The organism is Corynebacterium sp. NML140438 (assembly GCF_001875725.1).
In the GTDB taxonomy this organism is placed as follows: domain Bacteria; phylum Actinomycetota; class Actinomycetes; order Mycobacteriales; family Mycobacteriaceae; genus Corynebacterium.
In genome coordinates, this window is sequence record NZ_MLCQ01000018.1 from 1 (window position 1) to 20,205 (window position 20,205).

Here is a 20,205-nt window from a genome sequence, read left to right on the forward strand (position 1 = left end):
AACAGGACGCCCAGCCCTCTACGACAACGCTATCGACACCGACTACACCCACTCAATCGGCATTCAAAAAGGCCAAATCTAACCCCCGCGACACGCCGAGCCAGACACACATTTTGACCCTTAACCCGGCGAAAAGGCCAACCTCCACTGGCCTAAACACAAAACCGGTGCCTCGGAAAAATAAAAACCAAGGCACCGGTTTGTCCACCATGTCGCGACTGAGTTGTCAACTATGTCGCGACTGAGGACATTGTGTCCCCGACAGGATTCGAACCTGCGACCTTCGGTACCGGAAACCGATGCTCTCATCCGCTGAGCTACGGAGACGCATTGCCTGTGAGCAAGCAATGAGGCAATCTTAGCACCAGATATGCCTGGCACATAACTGGCCTAAGGCTGCGGAAAGTAGCTGCTACTGGGCTTCCCAGTAGCCTGGTGCATCAGTGCGATCGGCCTTGCCGGTGCGCAGGTAGTTGATGACGGTGGCGTCGACAACTTTATTGCCGGTGCCGAAGTGTGCGTGGCCAGGGCCGTGAATCGTGACCACCTGGGTTCCCATTCTGCGGGCGAGTTGCCCGTGGCCTGGGTACGGCGTTTGAGGATCGCGGGTGGCGGACAGCTGCAATGGGCGGGTCTTTAATGCCGCCCCGTTGAGTGGCGCTATTCCGGTGACTGCGCCGGCGCCGTTGCAGTACCACCCTGAGCCGCGTGAAGCGTTGAAGAAAGTAAACGGGTCTCCCGTGATCTGTGACCACGCAAACGAGGGGAGTAGCGTCGGGTCGCCGGGTACGACGTTCTCATTGCACCACTGAGCAGCCTGCAGCTGCTCGACCGCCATCATCTGATCCACCGCCTGCTGGATCTCTTCTTTGGACGGCTGCTTCGATTCCTCGGCGGTGAGGGTGCCATTTGTGGACCTTGCCAGGTAGTCCCACATCTTTGGGGTCGGCAGCATTGCGCGGGTCTCCTGCAGGAGCGGGGACTTGGCTTGCACAGCACCCGGGTTCAACATGCGACTGATGACGCCTTCACCTTCGACGCGGGCTTTCCCGACTGCCGTCATGGCGTCCGCGCCAGCCTGTCCGGCGAACTCGAGGCCCGCTGGCAGATCGCCAACGCGTGCCGGTGGAGGAGTGACGGTGGGATTGGTGCCAGCTTGTGCACTGACCTTGCGCGACCAGTATTGGTATGCCTTCAGCGGAGTGTTGCCCATGTGATACTTGGCGTCGCTGAGGGCTACCCAGGCGAAGTATTCGTTGAGCGCTTTCTCGTATGCTGCCTGTTGGTCGGCGGCGATGCCGTTCCAGGAGCGGGTGGGGTCCATGGCGGAGTCAAGCACGACCTTGTCGGTGTGCTGTGGGAACAGTGTTGCGTACACGGAGCCAAGGTAGGTGCCGTAGGAGACACCGAGGATTGAAACCTGCTGGTAGCCCAGGGCGCGGCGAACCTCGTCCCAATCGCGTGCGGTGTTCTCCGTGGTGATGGTTTCGGGGTAGCCGGGCTTACCACCCTGGCAAGCCGAGCGGTTGAAACCACCCGCGTTAAAGAGGCTATCGGCGGTGAGTTTGGCTATCTGGCCAGGATCGTTCACATCGGGAATTGCGCACTCGAGTGCCGTGGAGCCAGGCAGACCGCGGGGTTGCACACCGATGATGTCCCACTCGTTGTTGAGCTCTTTCGGAAACTCGAGGATATTGCCGGCAGCGTAGGCGTAGGCGTCGCCACCTGGGCCACCGGGGTTGGTAAACAGTGCACCACGACGAGCTTGGGTTTTCGCAGGCACGCGTACGAACCCGACTTGGATCTTCGCGCCATTCGGCTGGTTGTAGCGCATTGGGACGTCGACTTGCCCACACTGCGCTGTCGGATCTTTCACTTCTTTCGGGCACTTGGTCCACTGTACAACCGGTGCTGGCTGCGCGGCGGCAGGCGTTGCGACGGCCATGCCAAGCAAACTGAGCGCTGCAATTACTGAAGCTGAGATGCGCACTGCATTCCTTCCGTTCATTGGCGAAAATGACAAACCCTACCGATGCGCTGACCGGTAGGGCAAAGTCGACGGTGTGCTGTTACTTCACAACCATCACGATCAGGTCGCGGGGTCCGTGGACGCCTTCGACACGAACAAGCTCGATATCGGAGGTCGCGGAACCACCAGAAATCATGGTAGCGGGTTTCTCCGGATCGATGCGGGCGATCATTTCGGGCACGCCGTAGACCACCGACTCTGGGCGGACGATCACCACGTGGCGATCGGGGACGAGCGACAGCGCACGGCGTCCGCATAGTTCGCCAGCTTCAAGCACGATCGAGCCGGTCTGAGCTGACGTGACGTGCGAGTCGGTCACCGCGGCACCGATGGGGCCGAGTTCCCGCGGGTCACTTGACGGATCGTCAGGGCGGGCACTCCCGTCGAACTTCTCGAACAGCGCGGCGTCAAGACCTGGGGCGTAGACAATGTCGGTTGCCTCGCGCTTTGCAAGAATGTCGGCGATGTCTGTGGCAAGGGTCTCCTCGGTTGTCTCTACAACCGTCGCCTTGTAATCCAGGAGGCGGTCGATGAGAATCTCACGCAGTTGCTCAGGGGTGTGATCGCTGGTCGTGCGGTACTCGCGCACGGGCTCGACGTGCTCAGGGGTATGCGAAAGCTTTTGTGCAGTGCGGATGCGGTCAAGAATCTCGCGCTTCGCGGTTTCATTTCGGGTGCTTGACATTGTTAGCCATCCTTCCTGACATTCGCGGGGATCCCTTCGCGGCGGGCCTCAGCGAGGAGATCCTTCGCTTCGTCCGTGTTCCACCACTGACGGAACGACTTCTTCGGCGGCACTGCTACGTCGCGGTAGTCGGTCCAGCCAGCAACGAAGCCTGGCATTGAGGAAATCTCACCCTTGAAACCGCCGAGCACGCGACCTAGTGAAACAACATGCATCGCAGCATTCCACAGTGCAGGCTTGCCCCACAGTAGAGAAATAGCGCCGAAGGCAGTGGATTCCAGGAATGGCTTGTGCTCTTTTACCTTCTGGTGACGCAGCTCAAGCAGGATGTCGGTGATCGGGATCTTTACTGGGCAGACTTCATTACAGCGACCGCACAGTGACGAGGCGAATGGGAGCGACGCGTTCGGGTCCTCGGCGGACTCCATGCCGGTCAACTGCGGTGTGATGATGGCGCCGATTGGGCCAGGGTAGGTCGAGCCGTAGGAGTGACCACCAGCGCGCTCGTAGACCGGGCACACATTCAAGCAAGCAGAGCAGCGGATGCACTTCAGTGCTTCGCGGCCAATCTCGTTCGACATCGCGTGGGTACGACCGTTGTCCAGGAGCACGATGTGGAAATTCTGTGGGCCGTCGCCCTCCGTCACGCCTGACCACAGTGAGGTGTACGGGTTCATGCGCTCACCGGTGGAGGAGCGCGGGAGCAGCTGCAAGAACGCACCCAAGTCCTCGAACTTCGGCAGCAGCTTCTCGATGCCCATCACAGAGATCAACGTGTCCGGCAGGGTCAGGCACATGCGGCCGTTGCCTTCGGACTCGACGATGGAGACCGTGCCGGTCTCAGCGATACCGAAGTTGACACCAGAGATAGCCACCTTGGCCTTCATGAACTGCTCGCGGAGGAAAATGCGAGAGGCTTCGGCCAACTCTGCTGGATTGTTCGTCAGCGAGTCGTCGGTGTTGGGCATCTTGTCCACGAAGATGTTTCGGATCTCTTCGCGGTTACGGTGGATCGCTGGTACCAGGATGTGTGACGGGAAGTCTTCGCCGAGCTGCACGATGAGCTCCGCAAGGTCGGTTTCTTGCGCGTGGATGCCGCGCTTTTCCAGCTCCTCGTTGAGCGCGATTTCCTGCGTTGCCATCGACTTAATCTTGACGACTTCGGTCTCGCCAGTCTCCTCGATGAGTGAGGCGATAATGTCGTTGGCTTCCTTGGCATCGCGTGCCCAGTGAACGTGGCCACCGCGAGCAGTGACGTTGCGCTCGAACTCCTCGAGCAGCTCGGGCATGCGGGCCGCCACATCTTGCTTGATGGTGGAGCCAGCGGTTCGAAGTTCTTGCCAGTCGTCGAGCTCGTCGACAACGTTTTGACGCTTTATGCGAATAGCCGTAGTCGCGTAGTTGAGGTTTCGACGCTTCGTAACGTTATCGAGCTCATGGTGCGCAGCCTGTCCGAAGCGCTCCGAGCCACGCAGGTGGTTCGGACCGTGTGCCACTGGGGGCATCGTTGGTTTGCCGAGTGCAACTTTCACAGCATTTTCTCCTTCGAGTACGCGGCGGTCGTAGGCGTCCACGGGTGTTCCTTCGTGGATGCGAGGATCTCTGCAATGTGCAGGGCGCGGATGCCGTTGTGCTGGCGGCTCATGGCACCAGCGATGTTCATCAAGCACGACGAGTCGCCGGCGGTGACAAACTCTGCCTTCGATTCCTTAATGTGGCGCACCTTGTCGGAGACCATCGCAGCGGAAACCTCGGGCAACTTTACTGAGAAAGTACCGCCGAATCCGCAGCACTCTTCGACGTTCGGCAGGTCCACAAGCTCGATGCCTTCGACGGCCTCAAGCAACTTGTATGGGCGGTCGCCGACCTTCAGGAAGCGGCGAGAGTGGCAAGACTCGTGGTAGGTCACCCTGTGTGGGAAGAACGCGCCAAGGTTGGTTACACCAGCGACGTCGACGATGAATTCGGTGAGCTCGTAGGTTTTATTCGCTGCTTGCGTAGCGCCGTCGACAAGTGCTTTGTTGCCGTATCGTTCGGCGAGGCGCACGTGCTGTTCGCGAACTGCGCCGGCGCACGAGCCGGAAGGGGCTACAACATAGTCGATGGAAGGGTCGGCAAACGCATCGGCGTATGTCTGAATGATTGGCACAGCTTGTTCCTGGTAGCCCGTGTTGACGTGCATCTGGCCACAGCAGGTTTGGCCCTCGGGGAAGACTACTTCGTAGCCCAGACGAGAGAGGACAAGTGCTGAAGCCTTGTGCGCGTCAGGGAACAGGGCGTCACCGATACAAGTAGAAAACAGTGCTACTCGCAATGTGGACTCCTTTGATGGTCGTGAACAATACAGATAATGGTAATACGTCTACGGTACAACAGTTGGCGCTAGAAAACTCAGTATGTTGGTTTGCAGGAACACAATCAGGCACACGGCCACCAAAAACGCCACCGAGAAGCCTGCAACTTTCTTAAAGAGTTCGGACTCTTTGCCTTCCATATTCACAGCTGTTGCGGCAATAGCGAGGGACTGCGGCGAAATCATCTTGCCGACGACACCACCGGTCGTATTCGCTGCCAGCATCAGGTCTGGGTTCAGGCCCAACTTATTTGCCGCAGTCACTTGCAGGTTGGCGAAGAGTGCGTTCGCGGAAGTATCGGAGCCAGTAACAGCGACGCCGATCCAGCCAAGGATTGGTGCTGCGAAGGCAAAGACGCCACCCATGTTTGCAAAGAACTCACCGATAGAGACCGTTTGCCCCGAGTAGTTCATCACGTACGCCAATGCGAGTACCAGCATGATTGTGGTTGCGGACCAGCGCATGCGCCAGCAGGTATCGACGAACTCTCGTCCGACCTGGGCCCAGTTGAGCTGGTAGAGACCGTTCCCGTCAAAGATCATGTACGTGATAGCGACGATGAGGCCGGAAATGACAAGGAGCGTGCCTGGGTTATTGATGTAGGCGAAGGTGTAGTCAGTGTTGATCGGCTCGCCGAGCTGGTTGAGGAGCAGGCCACGCTCAATGACGGGCCATGTCAGGCTGATCTTGAAGGAGCTGAGCCACTGCGGGACGGTTGTGCCCAAGTTTGCAATGCCGAAGACGATGACGACGACTGCGTACGGCATCAGTGCCATCCACACACGGGTGCCAGGCAGGTCGGTGGTGTCCTCGTATTCGGGCAGGCCGAGGCGGTCGCGCAGCGCAGCTGTGGTCTTTGGTTTCCAGAAGTGAAGTGCTACGAACGCTGCACCGAGCGCGACGATGCAAGCAACAACATCCGTGAGCTGGAACGCGAAGTGGTTCGACGTCCACCACTGGGCGATACCAAAGCTCAGCCCGATCGTCACTGAAATGGGCGCGGTCTCTTTGATGCCTCGCCAGCCGTCGATAATTGCTGCGATGATGAATGGGACAAAGAATGCGAGTAGCGGAGTCTGGTGCCCAACAATCGCCGCGATGTTCTGCGTCTGTTCAAGAGTGCGGCCACCGACCTCACCCGCTGTGGTGATGGGGATTGCGACGGCGCCGAACGCTACCGGAGCTGTGTTCGCGATCAATACAACTGTCGCTGCTTTGAGCGGCGGGATGCCGAGCGCAAGAATCATCGTTGCAGTAATTGCAACCGGTGCTCCGAATCCCGCGAGCGCTTCGAGTAGGCCACCGAAGCAGAACGCGATGAGCATCGCCTGGACGCGGACGTCACCACTGCCCATCTTGTCGAACACCAGGCGGAGATCCTCAAAGCGCCGGGATGCGACCGTAATTTGGTAGAACCAAATCGCCGTCAAGATGACCCACACGATTGGGAAGAGGCCGAACAGTCCGCCACGCAGCGCAGTGGCGAGCGCCATCTCCGTCGGCATGTTGAAGCCGAAAATGGCGACTGCAATAGCGGCGATCAGGGCTACCGCGCCGGACGTGTGCGCGCGGGCCTTGACTGCGAGCAGCATGAAGAAAAAGGTGATGAGGGGGAGCGCGGAGACCAATGCCGAAAGCCCGAGGCTACCCCCGACAGCATCGGTAACGATTTGAAACTTGTCCACTGAGACACTCCTTGGAGTCAGAGGGCTGCACAAAAATACCTCCCCAACGTACTTGAGTGATTTCTGCAATTTAAAAAACTGAAAGTACGCTAGGTCACACAAATGGTTGAGTGCGGTGGAAGCGCGAGCTAGTCGCATTGTTTCGGAAGCTGGCGGGGGTAGCCGACCGAGGGCAGTCGGGCAATCGTGGGGGAATGGACAGAATGTCTGGCGAGTGAATTAGACTGTTTGCCCATGACTCCAGCTGATCTCGCTACAACAATTCATGAAGCAACCGTCAAGGTGCTTTCCGACCACAATCTGGACGCTTCCGTCGTGCCCGACGTGGTGACCGTCGAACGCCCGCGCAACCCAGAGCACGGCGATTATGCCACGAACATTGCACTGCAGGTGGCGAAAAAGGCCGGTACGAACCCGCGCGAGCTCGCGCAGTGGCTTGCCGACGCCCTGCTGGAAAACCCCGCGATTGCAGACGCAGACGTCGCCGGCCCCGGCTTTTTGAACCTGCGCCTCGCCACGGACGCACAGGGGCAGCTGGTGGCAGATATTCTCGCAGCCGGAAACACCTTCGGAAACTCCACGCTTCTTGACGACCAGCGCATCAACCTCGAGTTCGTCTCCGCAAACCCAACTGGCCCGATTCACCTCGGCGGCACTCGCTGGGCAGCTGTGGGCGACTCGCTCGGCCGCGTGCTTGAGGCGAGCGGCGCCGAGGTCACGCGGGAGTACTACTTCAACGACCACGGTGGCCAGATCGACCGATTTGCGCGCTCCCTCGTTGCAGCGGCAAAGGGCGAGCCAACCCCGGAGGACGGTTACGGCGGTTCCTACATCAACGACATCGCCAACGACATCGTGGCGCAGCAGCCGAACGCACTCGAAGGCACCCCTGAAGAAGTCCAAGAGACCTTCCGTGCAGCTGGTGTGGAAATGATGTTCGCCCAGATCAAGGAGTCCCTGCACGAATTCGGCGTCGACTTCGACGTATTCTTCCACGAAAACTCGCTGTTTGAGAGCGGGGCCGTCGATAAGGCGATTGCAACGCTGAAAGACAACGGGAACCTGTACGAAAACGAGGGCGCCTGGTGGCTGCGTTCCTCCCAGTTCGGCGACGACAAGGACCGCGTAGTTCTCAAGTCCGATGGCGACGCCGCCTACATCGCCGGCGACATCGCCTACGTAGCCGACAAGTTCGACCGCGGCCACACGCTGGCCATCTACATGCTCGGTGCAGACCACCACGGCTACATCGCGCGTCTTCGCGCCGCGGCGCAGGCCCTCGGCTACGATCCTGAGGCCGTCGAGGTCCTCATTGGGCAGATGGTGAACCTGGTTCGCGACGGTCAGCCAGTCAAGATGTCGAAGCGCGCCGGGACGATCATCACCCTCAACGACCTCGTGGACGCTATTGGCGTCGACGGTGCTCGCTACTCGCTCGTGCGATCTTCGGTGGACTCCACGCTGGATATTGATCTTGATCTGTGGACCAAGCAGTCCTCAGACAACCCGGTGTACTACGTGCAGTACGGCCACGCACGCCTGTGCTCCATCGCGCGCAAGGCGAAGGAAGCGGGTGTGACTGTCGATGGTGCTGACGTTGCACTTCTTGAGCACGAAAAAGAAGGCGACCTTATTCGCACCTTGGGTGAGTTCCCCGAGGTTGTGAGCACCGCTGCGCAACTGCGTGAGCCGCACCGAATCGCGCGCTATGCAGAAGAACTTGCGAGCTCGTTCCACAAGTTTTACGACGCCTGCCAGATCCTTCCGAAGCCTGGCGAGGAGATTGCACCGCTGCACACCGCGCGTTTTGCGTTGGCGATGGCAGCCCGCCAGGTGCTGGCGAATGCACTCGGCATGATCGGCGTGAGCGCGCCGGAACGGATGTAGGAGGAAACCATGAGCGCAGCGTTCGACGCACTTCCCGCACACGTATGGCCGCGTAATGCCAAGCGAGAAGAAGACGGAGTGGTGACGATCGCGGGGGTGCCGCTTCCGGAGATCGCGGAAGAGTTTGGCACGCCTATCATGGTGGTCGACGAGGACGACTTCCGCTCGCGATGCCGCGATATGGCGCGGGCCTTCGGAGACCCTACGCACGTCCATTACGCTTCCAAGGCGTTCTTGACCACGCACATTGCCCGGTGGGTTGACGAGGAAGGCCTGGCGCTCGACGTTGCGAGTGAAAACGAGCTTCGCATCGCCCTTGCTGCCGAGTTCCCTCCGGAGCGGATCACAGTGCACGGCAACAACAAGTCGCGCAGCTTCCTGCAACTGTGCATTGAGTCCGGGGTTGCGCACGTCGTCCTCGATTCGCACCAGGAGCTACGAGAACTCAATGACATTGCAGGCGAGTTGGGTACGACCCAAGAGGTTTTCATCCGCGTGAAACCCGGCGTGGATGCCCACACGCATGAGTTCATCGCGACGAGCCACGAGGACCAGAAGTTCGGCATTTCGTTGGCGTCCGGTTCCGCCTACCAAGCTGCGTGCGCCGCGATCGACGCGGAGCATCTCCACCTGACTGGTCTGCACTGCCACGTCGGCTCCCAGGTCTTTGATGCGGAAGGGTTCAAACTTGCCGCGGAGCGCGTGTTGGCGCTGTACGCACAAATCTGGAGTGAGCGCGGCGTTGCGCTTGAGTTCCTGGACCTTGGTGGCGGGTACGGCATCGCGCAGCTGGAGGAAGAGGCTCCGCTCGATGTTGCTGCTGTGGCGCAAGATCTGTTGGCGGCGGTTGACGACGTTGCCAATGAACTCGGGATTTCGTCGCCGACAGTAGTCGTCGAGCCTGGGCGCGCGATTGCCGGGCCGTCTGCAATTACGTTGTACCGCGCGGGTGTGGTGAAGGATGTAGAGATTTCGTTCACCAAGACGCGTCGTTACATCTCCGTCGATGGCGGCATGAGCGACAACATCCGTCCCGCGCTGTACGACGCCGTCTACGAGGGAAAGTTGGTCAACAGGTTTGCGGAAGGGCAGCCGGTGGAAACGCGCCTCGTGGGGTCGCATTGCGAGTCCGGTGACATCCTCATTGAGGATGCGCAGTGGCCGAACGACATCGTCAGTGGGGACCTTATTGCGCTGCCAGCGACAGGGGCGTATTGCTACCCAATGAGTTCGAACTACAACTCGTTTGGACGTCCGGCAGTGGTCGCCGTCCGTGCTGGAAAAGTCAAGCCGATGGTGCGTAGAGAAACTGTTGAAGACATTCTCTCACGTGAATATTAATAAGACTGTATTCTGTGCAAAACAGACAAAGCGGTACACTGCGCCGTAGGTGAACGTACCCGTATCGAAGCCAGTATCGAAGTAGGAGAGAATCTAGAGATGTCGGTCGAATCCGTAGAGAGTCGTAACGGTAACTACCCTGGTCTTGGGATTGGCCAGCCGGTTGGCGTGGCCATTTTGGGTAAAGGCACCGTGGGCAGCGAGGTGCTGCGCCTCATTCAGGAGTTTTCTGACAATCTTGAGCAGCGTATTGGTGGTCCCCTCGAAGTGCGTGGCGTTGCGGTCTCCAACGTGGAGAAGCACAAGAACGCACCTGAGGTGCAGGGCATCGAACTGACTGATGACGCGCGCTCCCTGATTACGCGCGACGACGTTGACGTTGTCGTGGAGGTCATCGGCGGTATCGACTACCCGCGTGAGCTGGTGCTGACTGCGTTGAAGGCTGGCAAGTCAGTTGTCACTGCGAATAAGGCACTGGTTGCCGCACACGGGTCCGAGCTTGCCGACGCCGCGAACGAAGCAGGCGTCGACCTGTACTACGAGGCCGCGGTCGCGGCAGCGATCCCCGTAGTTGGTATGCTGCGTCGCTCGCTTGCCGGTGACCAGGTCCAGCGCATCTCCGGCATTGTCAACGGTACGACGAACTTTATCCTTGACGCGATGGCGTCGACTGGCGCGACCTATGAGGAGGCACTGGCCGAGGCGACCCGCTTGGGCTACGCCGAAGCTGACCCGACCGCCGATGTTGAGGGTCACGATGCTGCATCCAAGGCCGCGATCCTCGCGTCGATGGGCTTCCACACTCGTGTGACCTTCGACGATGTGTCCTGTGAGGGCATCACGAAGATTACCGCTGAGGACATCGACGCGGCGAAGCAGTCGAACCAGACGATCAAACTGCTGGCTATCTGCGAGCGACTCTACGATGAGGATGGCAAGACCAAGGCTGTCAACGCTCGTGTGCACCCGACACTGATCCCGAACGATCACCCGCTGGCCAGCGTTGATAAGTCGTACAACGCTATTTTCGTTGAGGCTGAGGCCGCTGGTCGCCTGATGTTCTACGGCAACGGCGCCGGTGGCGCACCGACTGCTTCCGCAGTGCTGGGCGACCTGGTCGGTGCGGCCCGCAACAAGGTTCACGGCGGTCGCGCACCAGCCGAAAACCCGTACGCAAACTACCCAGTGGTCGGTTTTGATGAGGTGGCGACACGCTACCACGTGAACATGACAGTCAACGATCGCGTCGGCGTGCTCGCGGAGCTCACCCGCAAGTTCGCAGAGGCCAACGTGTCGCTGTCTGCCGTGCGCCAGGAGGAGTCCGGAGACGAGGCACACCTGATCGTGGTGACGCACAAGGCCCTGGAAAAGGATCTGCGGGACATCGTAGATCGTCTGTCCCAGCACCCGGACGTGCAGCAAGTCAACTCCGTAATCCGCCTGGATGCCTAAGACACACGACCTACAGACAAGGAGCACATCATGGCGACAGACATCGAAGTAGGACTGAAGGCGACTGTGACGGTTCCAGGGTCGTCGGCGAACCTCGGCCCGGGCTTCGACACGTTGGGCCTCGCTCTCTCTATCTACGACACCGTCGAGGTTGAGGTCATCGAATCCGGTCTTGAGGTGGAAATTTTCGGCGAGGGCGCCGATGATTTGCCACGCGATGGTTCTCACCTGGTGGTCAAGGCGATTCGCTCAGGCCTGAAGGCCGCTGACGTTTCTGTGCCGGGCCTTCGCGTGGTGTGCACGAACAACATTCCGCAGTCTCGCGGGCTTGGTTCGTCGGCGTCTGCCGCGGTTGCGGGCGTCGTGGCGGCGAATACGCTTGCGGGCAACCCGCTGTCCACCGATGAAGTTGTTCAGCTTTCATCGGCGTTCGAGGGACACCCCGACAACGCTGCTGCTTCGGTGCTTGGTGGGGCAGTCGTATCCTGGACCGAGATCCCGGTGGATGGGGTGTCGCACCCGGTCTATCGCGCCGTCGCGGTCCCGGTTGATCCTTCGATTCGTGCGGTAGCACTTGTGCCGAATTTCCACGCCTCGACGAATGCGGTACGCCAGGTGTTGCCGAGCCACGTTACACATACGGATGCGCGCTTCAACGTGTCGCGTACTGCGGTGATGACTGTGGCAATCCAGTCTCACCCCGAGCTGCTGTGGGAAGGCACGCGTGACCGCCTTCACCAGCCGTACCGTGCTGACGTGCTGCCGGTGACCGCTGAGTGGGTGAACCGCCTGCGCAACCGCGGGTATGCCGCTTTCGTGTCTGGCGCGGGCCCGACGGCGTTGGTCCTTACCACGACCGATGTCGATGAAGCTTTGCTTGACGACGCCCGCGAGGCCGGACTACGCGTGATCGAACTCGAGGTTGCAGGGCCGGTGCGTGGCGAGCTGACCCGCGCTTAACTGAGGGGGCGGAACTGTTCGACGCCCCCGCGCAGGCTTGCCGTGCCGGTCACGCCGCGCGCATCGAGCGCCGCAACCGCTTGCGCCGAACGCGCACCACGGGCGCAGACCACGATGGTCCCTGGTGCGGCCTCGGGTGGGGTGTAGCCATCGATAATGGTGCCGAGGGGCACGTTGAGAGCGCCGTCGAGGTGGAAGTCTGCGAACTCTTCGGGTTCGCGGACGTCGAGAATCGTGGCGCCTTCAGGAATGGTGGTGACCTCCGCGGGCCCCTGTGGGGGCGCGCTCGTGCGCACTCGTTCGGTGACTTCGGGGTCGGCGACTAGTGGCACGTACTCCCACATACCTGAAAGAGAGTCGTAGTAGCCGAGCTGTCCAATCAGCGGCGAGCCGAGCCCAGTGATGAGCTTGATGGTCTCCATCGCCATCGCTGACCCTACGACGCCTACGAGCGGGCCAACCACTCCTGCCTGGGAGCACGACGGCACGCTGCCGGGCGCTGGCGGGGCGGGGAAGAGATCTTCGTAGATGGGCCCATGGCCTGCCCAAAATACTGTGAGCTGTGCTTCGAATTCCAGGATGGAAGCCCACACGTGCGGCACACCCAGGCGGGCGGCGGCGTGCGATGCGATGTGGCGTGTCTGGAAGTTGTCGGTTCCGTCGACGATGACGTCGGCCTCGCTGAGCAGCTCTAGAGCGTTGTCCCACGTAAGACGTTCCGTTACGGTGCGCACGGTGACGGTTGGGTTGAGCGCCAGCATCTGTGTTTTCGCCGAATCCGTCTTCGCGGTGCCGATGGCGTCGGTAGTGTGGATGACCTGGCGGTGCAAGTTGGACAGGTCCACTCGGTCGTCGTCGATGATGGTGATCGTGCCAACGCCGGCCCCGGCTAGGTACAACAAGGTGGGCGAGCCTAAGCCGCCTGCGCCGAGGACGACGACGTGGGCGTCGAGAAGTTTGTGTTGCTTCTTATCGCCGATGAGTGTTGTTTGTCGCAGGTAGCGCTCATCGAGCGTCATCGATACCCACCCACTGCGTCGCACCATCCGACATCGACTGTTCTTTCCAGATTGGGACCTGAGACTTCACCCTGTCGGTGACCTCCTCACAGGCAGCGAAAGCCTCGGAGCGGTGCGCCCCGGCGACGAGGACCAGAAACGCCATTTCGCCGATTGGGACGGGGCCTACCCGGTGCGCAGCCCAGATCCTCACCGGATGATGCTTCGCGATGTCCTCAACGATGGCGCGGAGCTCATCTTGGGCGCTGGGGTGGGACTCGTACGTCAGTGAGCGCACAGCCTGGCCGCCGTCGTGGTCGCGGACAACGCCCTCGAAGCGGACGAGTGCGCCCATCGAGCGCGTCATCGTGGCAGTGGAAGCGTCCGCCGCGAAGTGCTCGAGGGGAGTCTCAGTGATGAGGGCGTCGATAACTGTGTTGACCTGCTCCGCCACGAACTGAGGGTCCGGAGTCGGTGTTGGTTGCGAATTAGTGCTCATGTGATCCTTCTATGAGTGCGGTGATGTGGCCCAGCAGGGGGGCGAGTACGGCGCACCCGTCTTTCACCCCGCCGCGTGAACCCGGAAGCGTCATGACAAACGTGCGTCCCGCCACGCCGGCAACAGCCCGCGATAACACGGCTGTGGCGACCTGTTGCTGGCCGTGCGTCCAGAATGCGTGCACGATGCCCGGCAGCTGCCGATCTAACAGAGGCTTCACGATATCAACCGTTTGGTCATCCGGCGTAATACCGGTGCCTCCTGAGGTCAGCAAGACCGATGGGGACGCTGCGAGCGCCTCGTGCACGGCGTCTGCAAGATCTGCGTCGGCGACGACGGTCGCGTCGGGGGTATCAAAGCCTGCCTCTCGTAGGAACGAGACGGCGATCGGCCCGGACTTGTCCTCGTAGACACCGGCGGCTGCACGCGTAGAAGCCACGATGACCCGCGCGCTGCGATGATTCGTATCCATAGTCACTCAACCTACATCGGATACACAGTGACCGGTGTTCCTGCAGGTATGGTTGCTGACGCGGGAACACGGATCAGGCATGTTGCTGTCGCCCCTTGTGTCAGTAAATGGGAGCTCGTTCCGCGGAACGGATGAGCACGGCCATTGCGTATCTCTCCGCGCAGGTACTGATCCTTGCCGGGGATACCAGTAACCTCCGTGTCGACGGCTATCCGCAGCGGCGGCTCCGAGCGGCCCAACACCGGTGCGACATACAGGACGAAAGAAACGATGGTGGAAATCGGGTTGCCTGGCAGGCTCAGCACCGGGACACCTTGGAACGTCGAAATCCCCTGCGGCCCGCCGGGCTGTTGAGCCACGTGGCCGTACCAGCCATCGGTAAACACCTGCCGGATGACCTCAAACTTGCCGTGGCTGATCCCACCCGAAGTCACAATCGCATCGGGCTGGTGCGCCTCGATCGCCGCTGCAACCTCCTGCTCGAGCCGTTTCGGGTCATCATTGGTCAATAGACGTGCTGCCACGTCGATGCCGTGGCGAGCCGCGAGCACCTCAAGCATCGGCCCGTTTGAATCCGGGATCGTGGCGGGGCCTGCGCCCTGGTCATGTGGGGTCACCTCTGCGCCACCAGTTATTACCAGGATACGGGCAGTGCGTTCTACCTCAACGGTATCGATTCCCTGGCCGATCGCAGCGCCAACGAGCGCAGGCGTCACGATGTCGCCCCGGCGCGCAATACAAGCCCCGGGCTGCACATCGCTGCCTGCCAGACGCATGAACTGACCACGCTCGGTTGCGGGTACTCGCACCATCTCGCCTGTGGCACCAAACGTCGGCGGGGTACAGCGCTCCACTGGGACAACCGCTGCTGTGCCACGTGGCAGCTTAGCGCCGGTCATGATCGGCGCCACGACATCTTGAAGTCCCTTCGGATACAGCTCGTCGGGATCTGCGCCGGCGGCGATCGTGGGCCCGATCAGCGCCGTATGCGCCTCAGTTTTGGGCAGGGCGTAGCCGTCCATCTGCGAATTATCAAAGGACGGCTGCTCGCGGACAGCAACAACGTCCGCGCCGAGCACGCGCTGCTGTTTGCCAGCCTCAACGATGTTGATGCGCTCCGACGGACGATGCCCAATCGTTCGCTGTACCTCGCGAAGGTGTTCCTCAGTACTTCGTGTCATGCCGCTTACTCTACGCGCCACGCGCAGTTCGCTAGCATGGGCAACATGCAAATTCACTACTTTGCCGCAGCACGAGCGGCCACAGGCGTCGCACAGGAAGAAGTTGGGAACTTTGCCACGCTCCAGGAACTTCTTGACGACGCCGCTTCGCGCCACCACGGCACCACCGACGCCGGTCAAACCCTCGCAGACATCCTGACGCGCTGCAGCTTCCTGATCGACGGAAAACGCGCCCAGCAGACTGACTCACTCGAGTCCGCTGAGCGCGTCGATGTGCTGCCACCATTCGCCGGGGGCTAGTCCGTCGGTTTCGGGTGGATCGCGATGTCTTGCGTTTTGACGTAGCACGTCACAGACGCTCCGGGCTCAATGCCTGCATCGAGCGCCTCTTGTCTCTCGACTGGAAGTGCAACTACCGCACCGTGGACATCAAGCTCCACGGTCAGTCCGCCTGCGGTACTGACATCGACCGTGGCCACGGTGGCACGCAGCGCGTTGTATTCCTCGGGTACAGCTGCTGGAGGCACGTGCAGTGAGACGGCTTGTGGTGCAAAGACCACAACGGCGTCGTCGCGCTGCTCGCACTGCTCTGAGGCTATGCCCGTGAGCTCACCAATGGTTGTCTCCACGAGCGCAGCGGAACCTTGGTGAGCGGCGCCCACCATATGCGCAGGGATCCAGTTCACGCTCGCGGGTAGCCAGTTCACGCCGGCGAGGCGGGCAGAGAACTGCGTAGCCGGGACCTTGAGCTCTTCAGCCGTCGAACGCAGGCTGATCACGTTGCCGCGGTCCATTACTGCGACGTATTCCGCGAGGTTGGCGACATCCAACGGGTTGTGCGTAATCACGATTGTGGTGCGGTCGTGCGCGGTGGCCCGCAGCACCTGTCGCCAGTGATGTGCCGAATTCACGTCGATGGCGGCGAGTGGCTCGTCAAGGATCAGCACGCGAGGGCGCGGGGCGAGCGCGCGCACAAGTGAGACTTGTGAGGCCTGGCCGCCGGATAAGGCGCGTACGGGGACGTCTGCAAGGTCGCGTAGTCCAGCTGATGTCAGCAGTTCAAGCGCACGCTGTTTGCTGCCCGTGACCATCGCAACAGCTTTCAGCGGCGTTGATGTTGGGGGCAGACCGGGGTTCTGGGTCAACAGGACAACGCCGCGCTTATGTGCAGGTACGAGTTTGCCCGACGCCGTACCCGCGTCAACCACCTGTTCACCGATGGTGGTTCGCAGTCCTCCGAGGCGCCCGGCGATCCTACCAGCCAGTGTGGTCTTGCCTGATCCGTTCATCCCGATGAGCGCCGTGGTGGCGTTGGCAGGAAACGTTGTATCCCCGATAGTGACTGGTACACCGCCGTCTTCCGGGCTAGTGAGCGTCCGGAGACGCTGTGTATCTACGTCGTGTGTAGCGCGCGAGATTTCGCGGGAGCGTGAGCGGGACAGGAAGACGGTTGGCAGCGTTGATGCAGCGAGTGTCAGGACAGCCAGCGCAATCAAAAGGGCCGAAAGACCGTACGCCACATCTTGGTCTACCTCGCGGGCGATGTAGATGCCCAACGGCATTGTGCGTGTTGTACCCGGCATCGAACCTGCAAAGGTGAGCGTCGTTCCGAACTCGCCGAGCGAGCGCGCAAATGCTAACCCGGCAGCAGAGGTCAGTGAGTGCGCGATTGCCGGCAAGATGATCTTGCGAGTAATTGCGGACGGGCTCAAGCCCACGCCTGCGGCGGAGTATGTAATCTCCGGATCGAGTTGCCGCAGAGCTGCGTCAAGTGTGATGACAACGAACGGCAGCGCAATGAAGACATGTGCAGCGACCACTCCAGGAAACGCGAACGCGAACTGGATATGCAAGGCGTCCAGAATTGGTGCTGCCAGGCCTCGCCTGCCGAGGAACGCGCTGAGCGCAAGGCCGCCGACGACTGGGGGCATCGCCAGCGGCAGCAGCACAAGGACGCGTGCAAACCTGGCACCACGCCTCAAGTGTTGCATCCAAAGCGCAAGTGGGGTGCCCAGCAGCAGCGTTATGACACAGGCGAGGACGGCTGAGTGTAACGTGACTCGAAGCAGCTGCTGTGTCGAGGCCGAAGCAAGGATCTCACCGAGCTTGTCCCACGGCACGCGTACACCTAGCGCCAGGATCGGCAACACAATGATGGCGAGTGCAAAAAGCGCCAGGACCCACACCAACATTGGTGTCTGGCGTGGGGCCTGACGAAGCGTTGACTGCTGCATGAGTACGGACTCTACCCGGTGGTTACTACTGGGAGGCAGGGGTGAAACCGTACTTCTCCCACACGACGGCCATCTCTGGGCTTGCAAGCAGCTCAAAGAGCTTTTGCGCTGCAGCTTCGTCGGTGGTGTTGGTAGTAACGGCAGCGACGAGGGAGTTCGGTTTCTCTTCAGCGTGTGGGACGTTCAGGACCTCGACACTGTCGCCGGCTGCCGCAGCATCAGTGCGGTAAACGAAGCCAGCGTCGGCCTCTCCGGAGACCACCTTGCCCAGGGTGTCGGAGACGCTGTGCTCAAGAGATACAGGAGTGATGGTGAGATTGTTCGCTGCGATAAGCTCGTTGGTCACGGAGCCACATGGGACCTGTGCATCACAAACAACCAGGTTCACGCCCGCTTCTTGGATATCCTCGACGCTCTTGATGCCTGCTGGGTTGCCTTTCGGCACCACGAGCACCATCGAGTTCGTCGCTACGACTTTCGGATCCTTTGCGACGCCCGCTTCGACAGCCTTGTCCATATTCTTCTGGTCAGCCGTGATCAGCACATCACCGGGTGCGCCCTCCTTTAGTTGCTGCACCAGGTCAGAGGATCCGGCGTTGACGAACTCGAGGTTGCTCTCCGACATTTCCGAAAGGTCGTCGTTGAGCACGCGTGTGGAGGCTGCGCCCATAACGATGAGGTCGCTGGTTGCCTCGGCGACCGGGGCCTTTGCAGTCGCGCTCTCGGTATCTGTAGCACCGCCGCAGGCGGTCAGACCGGTCGTAGCCAGAGCAACAACGAACAATGAGGCAAGGCGAGACGAACGCATGAAAAATCCTTCGAATAGTGGATTGAATATGAATATAAATTATCTTAAAAAAGGGGTAGATACGAAGAATGCCCCCGGAAGAAGAGCTCCGGGGGCAGCACTGGCGAGCGGGTGGAAGCGCTAGTGCTTCAACTGACGCCCGTTCGAGCGGATCGGTTCCCACTGCGCTTCCGAGCGGCGGCCCTGGACCTCTTGGCCACGCGAGCGGTAGACCACGTACGGCCTGGTGGAGTAGCCCACCGGGGCCGAGAACGCGTGGACAAGGCGTGTGAAAGGCCAGCAGGCGATCAACGTGAAGCCAGCCAGTACGTGGACCTTAAACTGCCACGGTGCCTGGACCATTAAGTCGGGCATCGGGTTAAAGATCAACAGTTGGCGTAGCCACGGCGAGATCGTTTCACGGTAGTCATAGCCGCCGGGCACCCCGAACACCTGCGTCGAGACAGTCGCGATAAAGCCAGAGCAGATTGCGATTGTGAGGAACACATACATGAACTTGTCGGAGGTGGCCGTCGATAAGAACACCGAACGGTTGACCACACGACGGTAGAGCAAGCCAAGCAGCCCCAACACCACGGCGATGCCAGCGATGGTACCTGGAATCGTTGCGATGAGATGGTAGGCGTGATCGCTGATGCCCATGCCGCGGGTCCACGACTTCGGAATCGCCAGGCCCATCAAGTGGCCAATGACCACGAAGACCATGCCCCAGTGGAACAGTGGCGAGGAGAGTCGCAACAACTTCGACTCGTAGATTTGTGACGAGTGGGTAGTCCAGCCCATTTGGTCATAGCGCCAGCGCCAAATAATGCCGATGACAAACGCGGCGATGGCCAACCAGGGAAAGGCCACCCACAGGAATTCTTCAATACCAGTCATAGTGAGTTCAGTCCTTTAATTGTGGTTGGGAGAAGCCGTTGGAAACGGCAGGGGAGTAGTTTCAATACCGACCATCTCCGCAGGAGGGCCCTGGCGAATCAGGTTGATGTAGCGAGCAATTGTTTCCTCGCTGATGGTTGGGAGCAGCATGCACACAGCTGTGAGCAAGTGAGCGTACGGGCTACCCAGTCCGACCAGAGCATGACGCAGCACCTCAAGTCCGTCGCGGTGCGAGGCAATCATCTCCAACGCGTGCTGCTGAGAGTCCGCGTCAGCGAGCGCAAGCGCCTCCAGGACCACGCAAAGGTGGTCGGGGAGTTCCTCGGAGATCTCCTCCATTCCCAGGCCAGCCAACTGTTGGCGAAATGCCAAGATGGCGGCACCGCGCTGGCGGGTATCGCCCACTGAGTAGTAGGAGAGGTGCAGCGCGCAGCGACGACGCTGATCAAAGGTTTCAACGTAATGCTCCTGGAGCGGCAACAAGCCGAGGCCCCGTGCCCTGCCAATGAACTCCGCGATTTCCGCAGCAACAGGGGCTGGAAGCAGCCCGAGCTGATCTTCGACGGTCTCCGCCGTGGAGAAGAACTCCTCCTCCGGGTAACGCAACATGAGGCTGAGCGCCATCGCTGCGATCTGGCGCTGCTGTGTATCGCACGCCACCGGTGTCACGAGCTCCTCGGGCACAACCCCGATTTGGGTCCGGGTGCTCATTACTGCTCACCCTCGCGTCGCGCGATGTTG

General features: G+C 60.5%; 18 protein-coding genes and 1 tRNA gene. 5 read left to right on the forward strand and 14 right to left on the reverse strand.

Annotated features, from left to right (window positions below):
* Positions 1–253: 253 nt before the first annotated feature.
* From BJP08_RS05225 to BJP08_RS05250, 6 genes are all read right to left on the reverse strand, one after another.
* A tRNA-Arg gene (locus BJP08_RS05225) sits at positions 254–327 on the reverse strand.
* Between the two features lie 85 nt (positions 328–412).
* On the reverse strand, positions 413–1,990 hold the full coding sequence (locus tag BJP08_RS05230) for an alpha/beta fold hydrolase (RefSeq protein ID WP_369816398.1): 1,578 nt from the start codon (positions 1,988–1,990) through the stop codon (positions 413–415).
* A gap of 79 nt (positions 1,991–2,069) precedes the next feature.
* Positions 2,070–2,714 carry an LUD domain-containing protein gene (locus BJP08_RS05235; RefSeq protein WP_071568620.1) on the reverse strand — a complete coding sequence of 215 codons (645 nt, stop codon included), beginning with the start codon at positions 2,712–2,714 and terminating at the stop codon, positions 2,070–2,072.
* A 2-nt stretch (positions 2,715–2,716) separates the two neighbouring features.
* Positions 2,717–4,246, reverse strand: a complete 1,530-nt coding sequence (locus BJP08_RS05240; RefSeq protein ID WP_071568753.1) for a lactate utilization protein B — start codon at positions 4,244–4,246, stop codon at positions 2,717–2,719.
* Entirely contained in the window at positions 4,243–5,028 is a 786-nt protein-coding gene (locus BJP08_RS05245; protein ID WP_071568621.1) for a (Fe-S)-binding protein, read from the reverse strand. The genes BJP08_RS05240 and BJP08_RS05245 overlap by 4 nt, the downstream gene beginning before the upstream one ends.
* A gap of 48 nt (positions 5,029–5,076) precedes the next feature.
* Positions 5,077–6,753, reverse strand: a complete 1,677-nt coding sequence (locus tag BJP08_RS05250; protein WP_071568622.1) for an L-lactate permease — start codon at positions 6,751–6,753, stop codon at positions 5,077–5,079.
* A gap of 234 nt (positions 6,754–6,987) precedes the next feature.
* Here BJP08_RS05250 and argS point away from each other — a divergent pair, with 234 nt between their 5' ends.
* The 4 genes from argS to thrB all read left to right on the forward strand — a co-directional run bounded on the left by argS (position 6,988) and on the right by thrB (position 12,393).
* Positions 6,988–8,640: an arginine--tRNA ligase gene (gene argS / locus BJP08_RS05255; RefSeq protein WP_071568623.1), complete on the forward strand. Its 1,653-nt coding sequence runs from the start codon at positions 6,988–6,990 to the stop codon at positions 8,638–8,640.
* 9 nt (positions 8,641–8,649) lie between these two features.
* Positions 8,650–9,981 carry a diaminopimelate decarboxylase gene (gene lysA, locus BJP08_RS05260; RefSeq protein ID WP_071568624.1) on the forward strand — a complete coding sequence of 444 codons (1,332 nt, stop codon included), beginning with the start codon at positions 8,650–8,652 and terminating at the stop codon, positions 9,979–9,981.
* Positions 9,982–10,080: 99 nt separating this feature from the next.
* Positions 10,081–11,433, forward strand: a complete 1,353-nt coding sequence (locus tag BJP08_RS05265) for a homoserine dehydrogenase (protein WP_071568625.1) — start codon at positions 10,081–10,083, stop codon at positions 11,431–11,433.
* Between the two features lie 30 nt (positions 11,434–11,463).
* Positions 11,464–12,393, forward strand: coding sequence for a homoserine kinase (gene thrB / locus BJP08_RS05270; protein ID WP_071568626.1), 930 nt, complete (start codon positions 11,464–11,466; stop codon positions 12,391–12,393).
* Here the strand turns inward: thrB and BJP08_RS05275 are convergent.
* Genes BJP08_RS05275 through BJP08_RS05290 form a run of 4 tightly spaced genes read right to left on the reverse strand, consistent with a single transcriptional unit; the run spans position 12,390 to position 15,543 of the window.
* Positions 12,390–13,412, reverse strand: coding sequence for a ThiF family adenylyltransferase (locus BJP08_RS05275; RefSeq protein ID WP_083428424.1), 1,023 nt, complete (start codon positions 13,410–13,412; stop codon positions 12,390–12,392). The two genes, thrB and BJP08_RS05275, sit on opposite strands and share 4 nt — an antisense overlap.
* Entirely contained in the window at positions 13,399–13,890 is a 492-nt protein-coding gene (locus BJP08_RS05280) for a molybdenum cofactor biosynthesis protein MoaE (protein WP_071568628.1), read from the reverse strand. The genes BJP08_RS05275 and BJP08_RS05280 overlap by 14 nt, the downstream gene beginning before the upstream one ends.
* A complete protein-coding gene (locus BJP08_RS05285) occupies positions 13,880–14,362 on the reverse strand; it encodes a MogA/MoaB family molybdenum cofactor biosynthesis protein (RefSeq protein ID WP_071568629.1) in 483 nt (160 codons plus the stop codon). Before BJP08_RS05285 ends, BJP08_RS05280 begins: the two co-directional genes overlap by 11 nt.
* An 11-nt stretch (positions 14,363–14,373) precedes the next feature.
* On the reverse strand, positions 14,374–15,543 hold the full coding sequence (locus tag BJP08_RS05290) for a molybdopterin molybdotransferase MoeA (RefSeq protein WP_071568630.1): 1,170 nt from the start codon (positions 15,541–15,543) through the stop codon (positions 14,374–14,376).
* Positions 15,544–15,588: 45 nt separating this feature from the next.
* Here BJP08_RS05290 and BJP08_RS05295 point away from each other — a divergent pair, with 45 nt between their 5' ends.
* Positions 15,589–15,843, forward strand: coding sequence for a MoaD/ThiS family protein (locus BJP08_RS05295; RefSeq protein WP_177221715.1), 255 nt, complete (start codon positions 15,589–15,591; stop codon positions 15,841–15,843).
* Here BJP08_RS05295 and BJP08_RS05300 read toward each other — a convergent pair.
* From BJP08_RS05300 to narJ, 4 genes are all read right to left on the reverse strand, one after another.
* The gene (locus BJP08_RS05300) at positions 15,840–17,777 is read right to left on the reverse strand and encodes an ATP-binding cassette domain-containing protein (protein ID WP_071568632.1); all 1,938 of its coding nucleotides are present in this window, start codon (positions 17,775–17,777) and stop codon (positions 15,840–15,842) included. The two genes, BJP08_RS05295 and BJP08_RS05300, sit on opposite strands and share 4 nt — an antisense overlap.
* A gap of 25 nt (positions 17,778–17,802) precedes the next feature.
* Entirely contained in the window at positions 17,803–18,585 is a 783-nt protein-coding gene (modA, locus tag BJP08_RS05305) for a molybdate ABC transporter substrate-binding protein (RefSeq protein ID WP_071568633.1), read from the reverse strand.
* 120 nt (positions 18,586–18,705) lie between these two features.
* Complete coding sequence (gene narI / locus BJP08_RS05310) at positions 18,706–19,464, reverse strand: respiratory nitrate reductase subunit gamma (RefSeq protein WP_071568634.1); 759 nt, start codon at positions 19,462–19,464, stop codon at positions 18,706–18,708.
* Between the two features lie 15 nt (positions 19,465–19,479).
* Positions 19,480–20,175 carry a nitrate reductase molybdenum cofactor assembly chaperone gene (gene narJ / locus BJP08_RS05315; protein WP_071568635.1) on the reverse strand — a complete coding sequence of 232 codons (696 nt, stop codon included), beginning with the start codon at positions 20,173–20,175 and terminating at the stop codon, positions 19,480–19,482.
* Positions 20,176–20,205: the final 30 nt, after the last annotated feature.

What these genes read in the sequence shown, in the direction of transcription:
- narJ (WP_071568635.1), bottom strand. Translation starts at nt 20,175, where the DNA reads ATGAGCACCCGGACCCAAATCGGGGTTGTGCCCGAGGAGCTCGTGACA.
- lysA (WP_071568624.1), top strand. Translation starts at nt 8,650, where the DNA reads ATGAGCGCAGCGTTCGACGCACTTCCCGCACACGTATGGCCGCGTAAT.
- argS (WP_071568623.1), top strand. Translation starts at nt 6,988, where the DNA reads ATGACTCCAGCTGATCTCGCTACAACAATTCATGAAGCAACCGTCAAG.
- BJP08_RS05300 (WP_071568632.1), bottom strand. Translation starts at nt 17,777, where the DNA reads ATGCAGCAGTCAACGCTTCGTCAGGCCCCACGCCAGACACCAATGTTG.
- BJP08_RS05295 (WP_177221715.1), top strand. Translation starts at nt 15,589, where the DNA reads ATGCAAATTCACTACTTTGCCGCAGCACGAGCGGCCACAGGCGTCGCA.
- thrB (WP_071568626.1), top strand. Translation starts at nt 11,464, where the DNA reads ATGGCGACAGACATCGAAGTAGGACTGAAGGCGACTGTGACGGTTCCA.
- BJP08_RS05235 (WP_071568620.1), bottom strand. Translation starts at nt 2,714, where the DNA reads ATGTCAAGCACCCGAAATGAAACCGCGAAGCGCGAGATTCTTGACCGC.
- BJP08_RS05290 (WP_071568630.1), bottom strand. Translation starts at nt 15,543, where the DNA reads ATGACACGAAGTACTGAGGAACACCTTCGCGAGGTACAGCGAACGATT.
- BJP08_RS05265 (WP_071568625.1), top strand. Translation starts at nt 10,081, where the DNA reads ATGTCGGTCGAATCCGTAGAGAGTCGTAACGGTAACTACCCTGGTCTT.
- BJP08_RS05285 (WP_071568629.1), bottom strand. Translation starts at nt 14,362, where the DNA reads ATGGATACGAATCATCGCAGCGCGCGGGTCATCGTGGCTTCTACGCGT.
- narI (WP_071568634.1), bottom strand. Translation starts at nt 19,464, where the DNA reads ATGACTGGTATTGAAGAATTCCTGTGGGTGGCCTTTCCCTGGTTGGCC.
- BJP08_RS05280 (WP_071568628.1), bottom strand. Translation starts at nt 13,890, where the DNA reads ATGAGCACTAATTCGCAACCAACACCGACTCCGGACCCTCAGTTCGTG.
- BJP08_RS05275 (WP_083428424.1), bottom strand. Translation starts at nt 13,412, where the DNA reads ATGACGCTCGATGAGCGCTACCTGCGACAAACAACACTCATCGGCGAT.
- modA (WP_071568633.1), bottom strand. Translation starts at nt 18,585, where the DNA reads ATGCGTTCGTCTCGCCTTGCCTCATTGTTCGTTGTTGCTCTGGCTACG.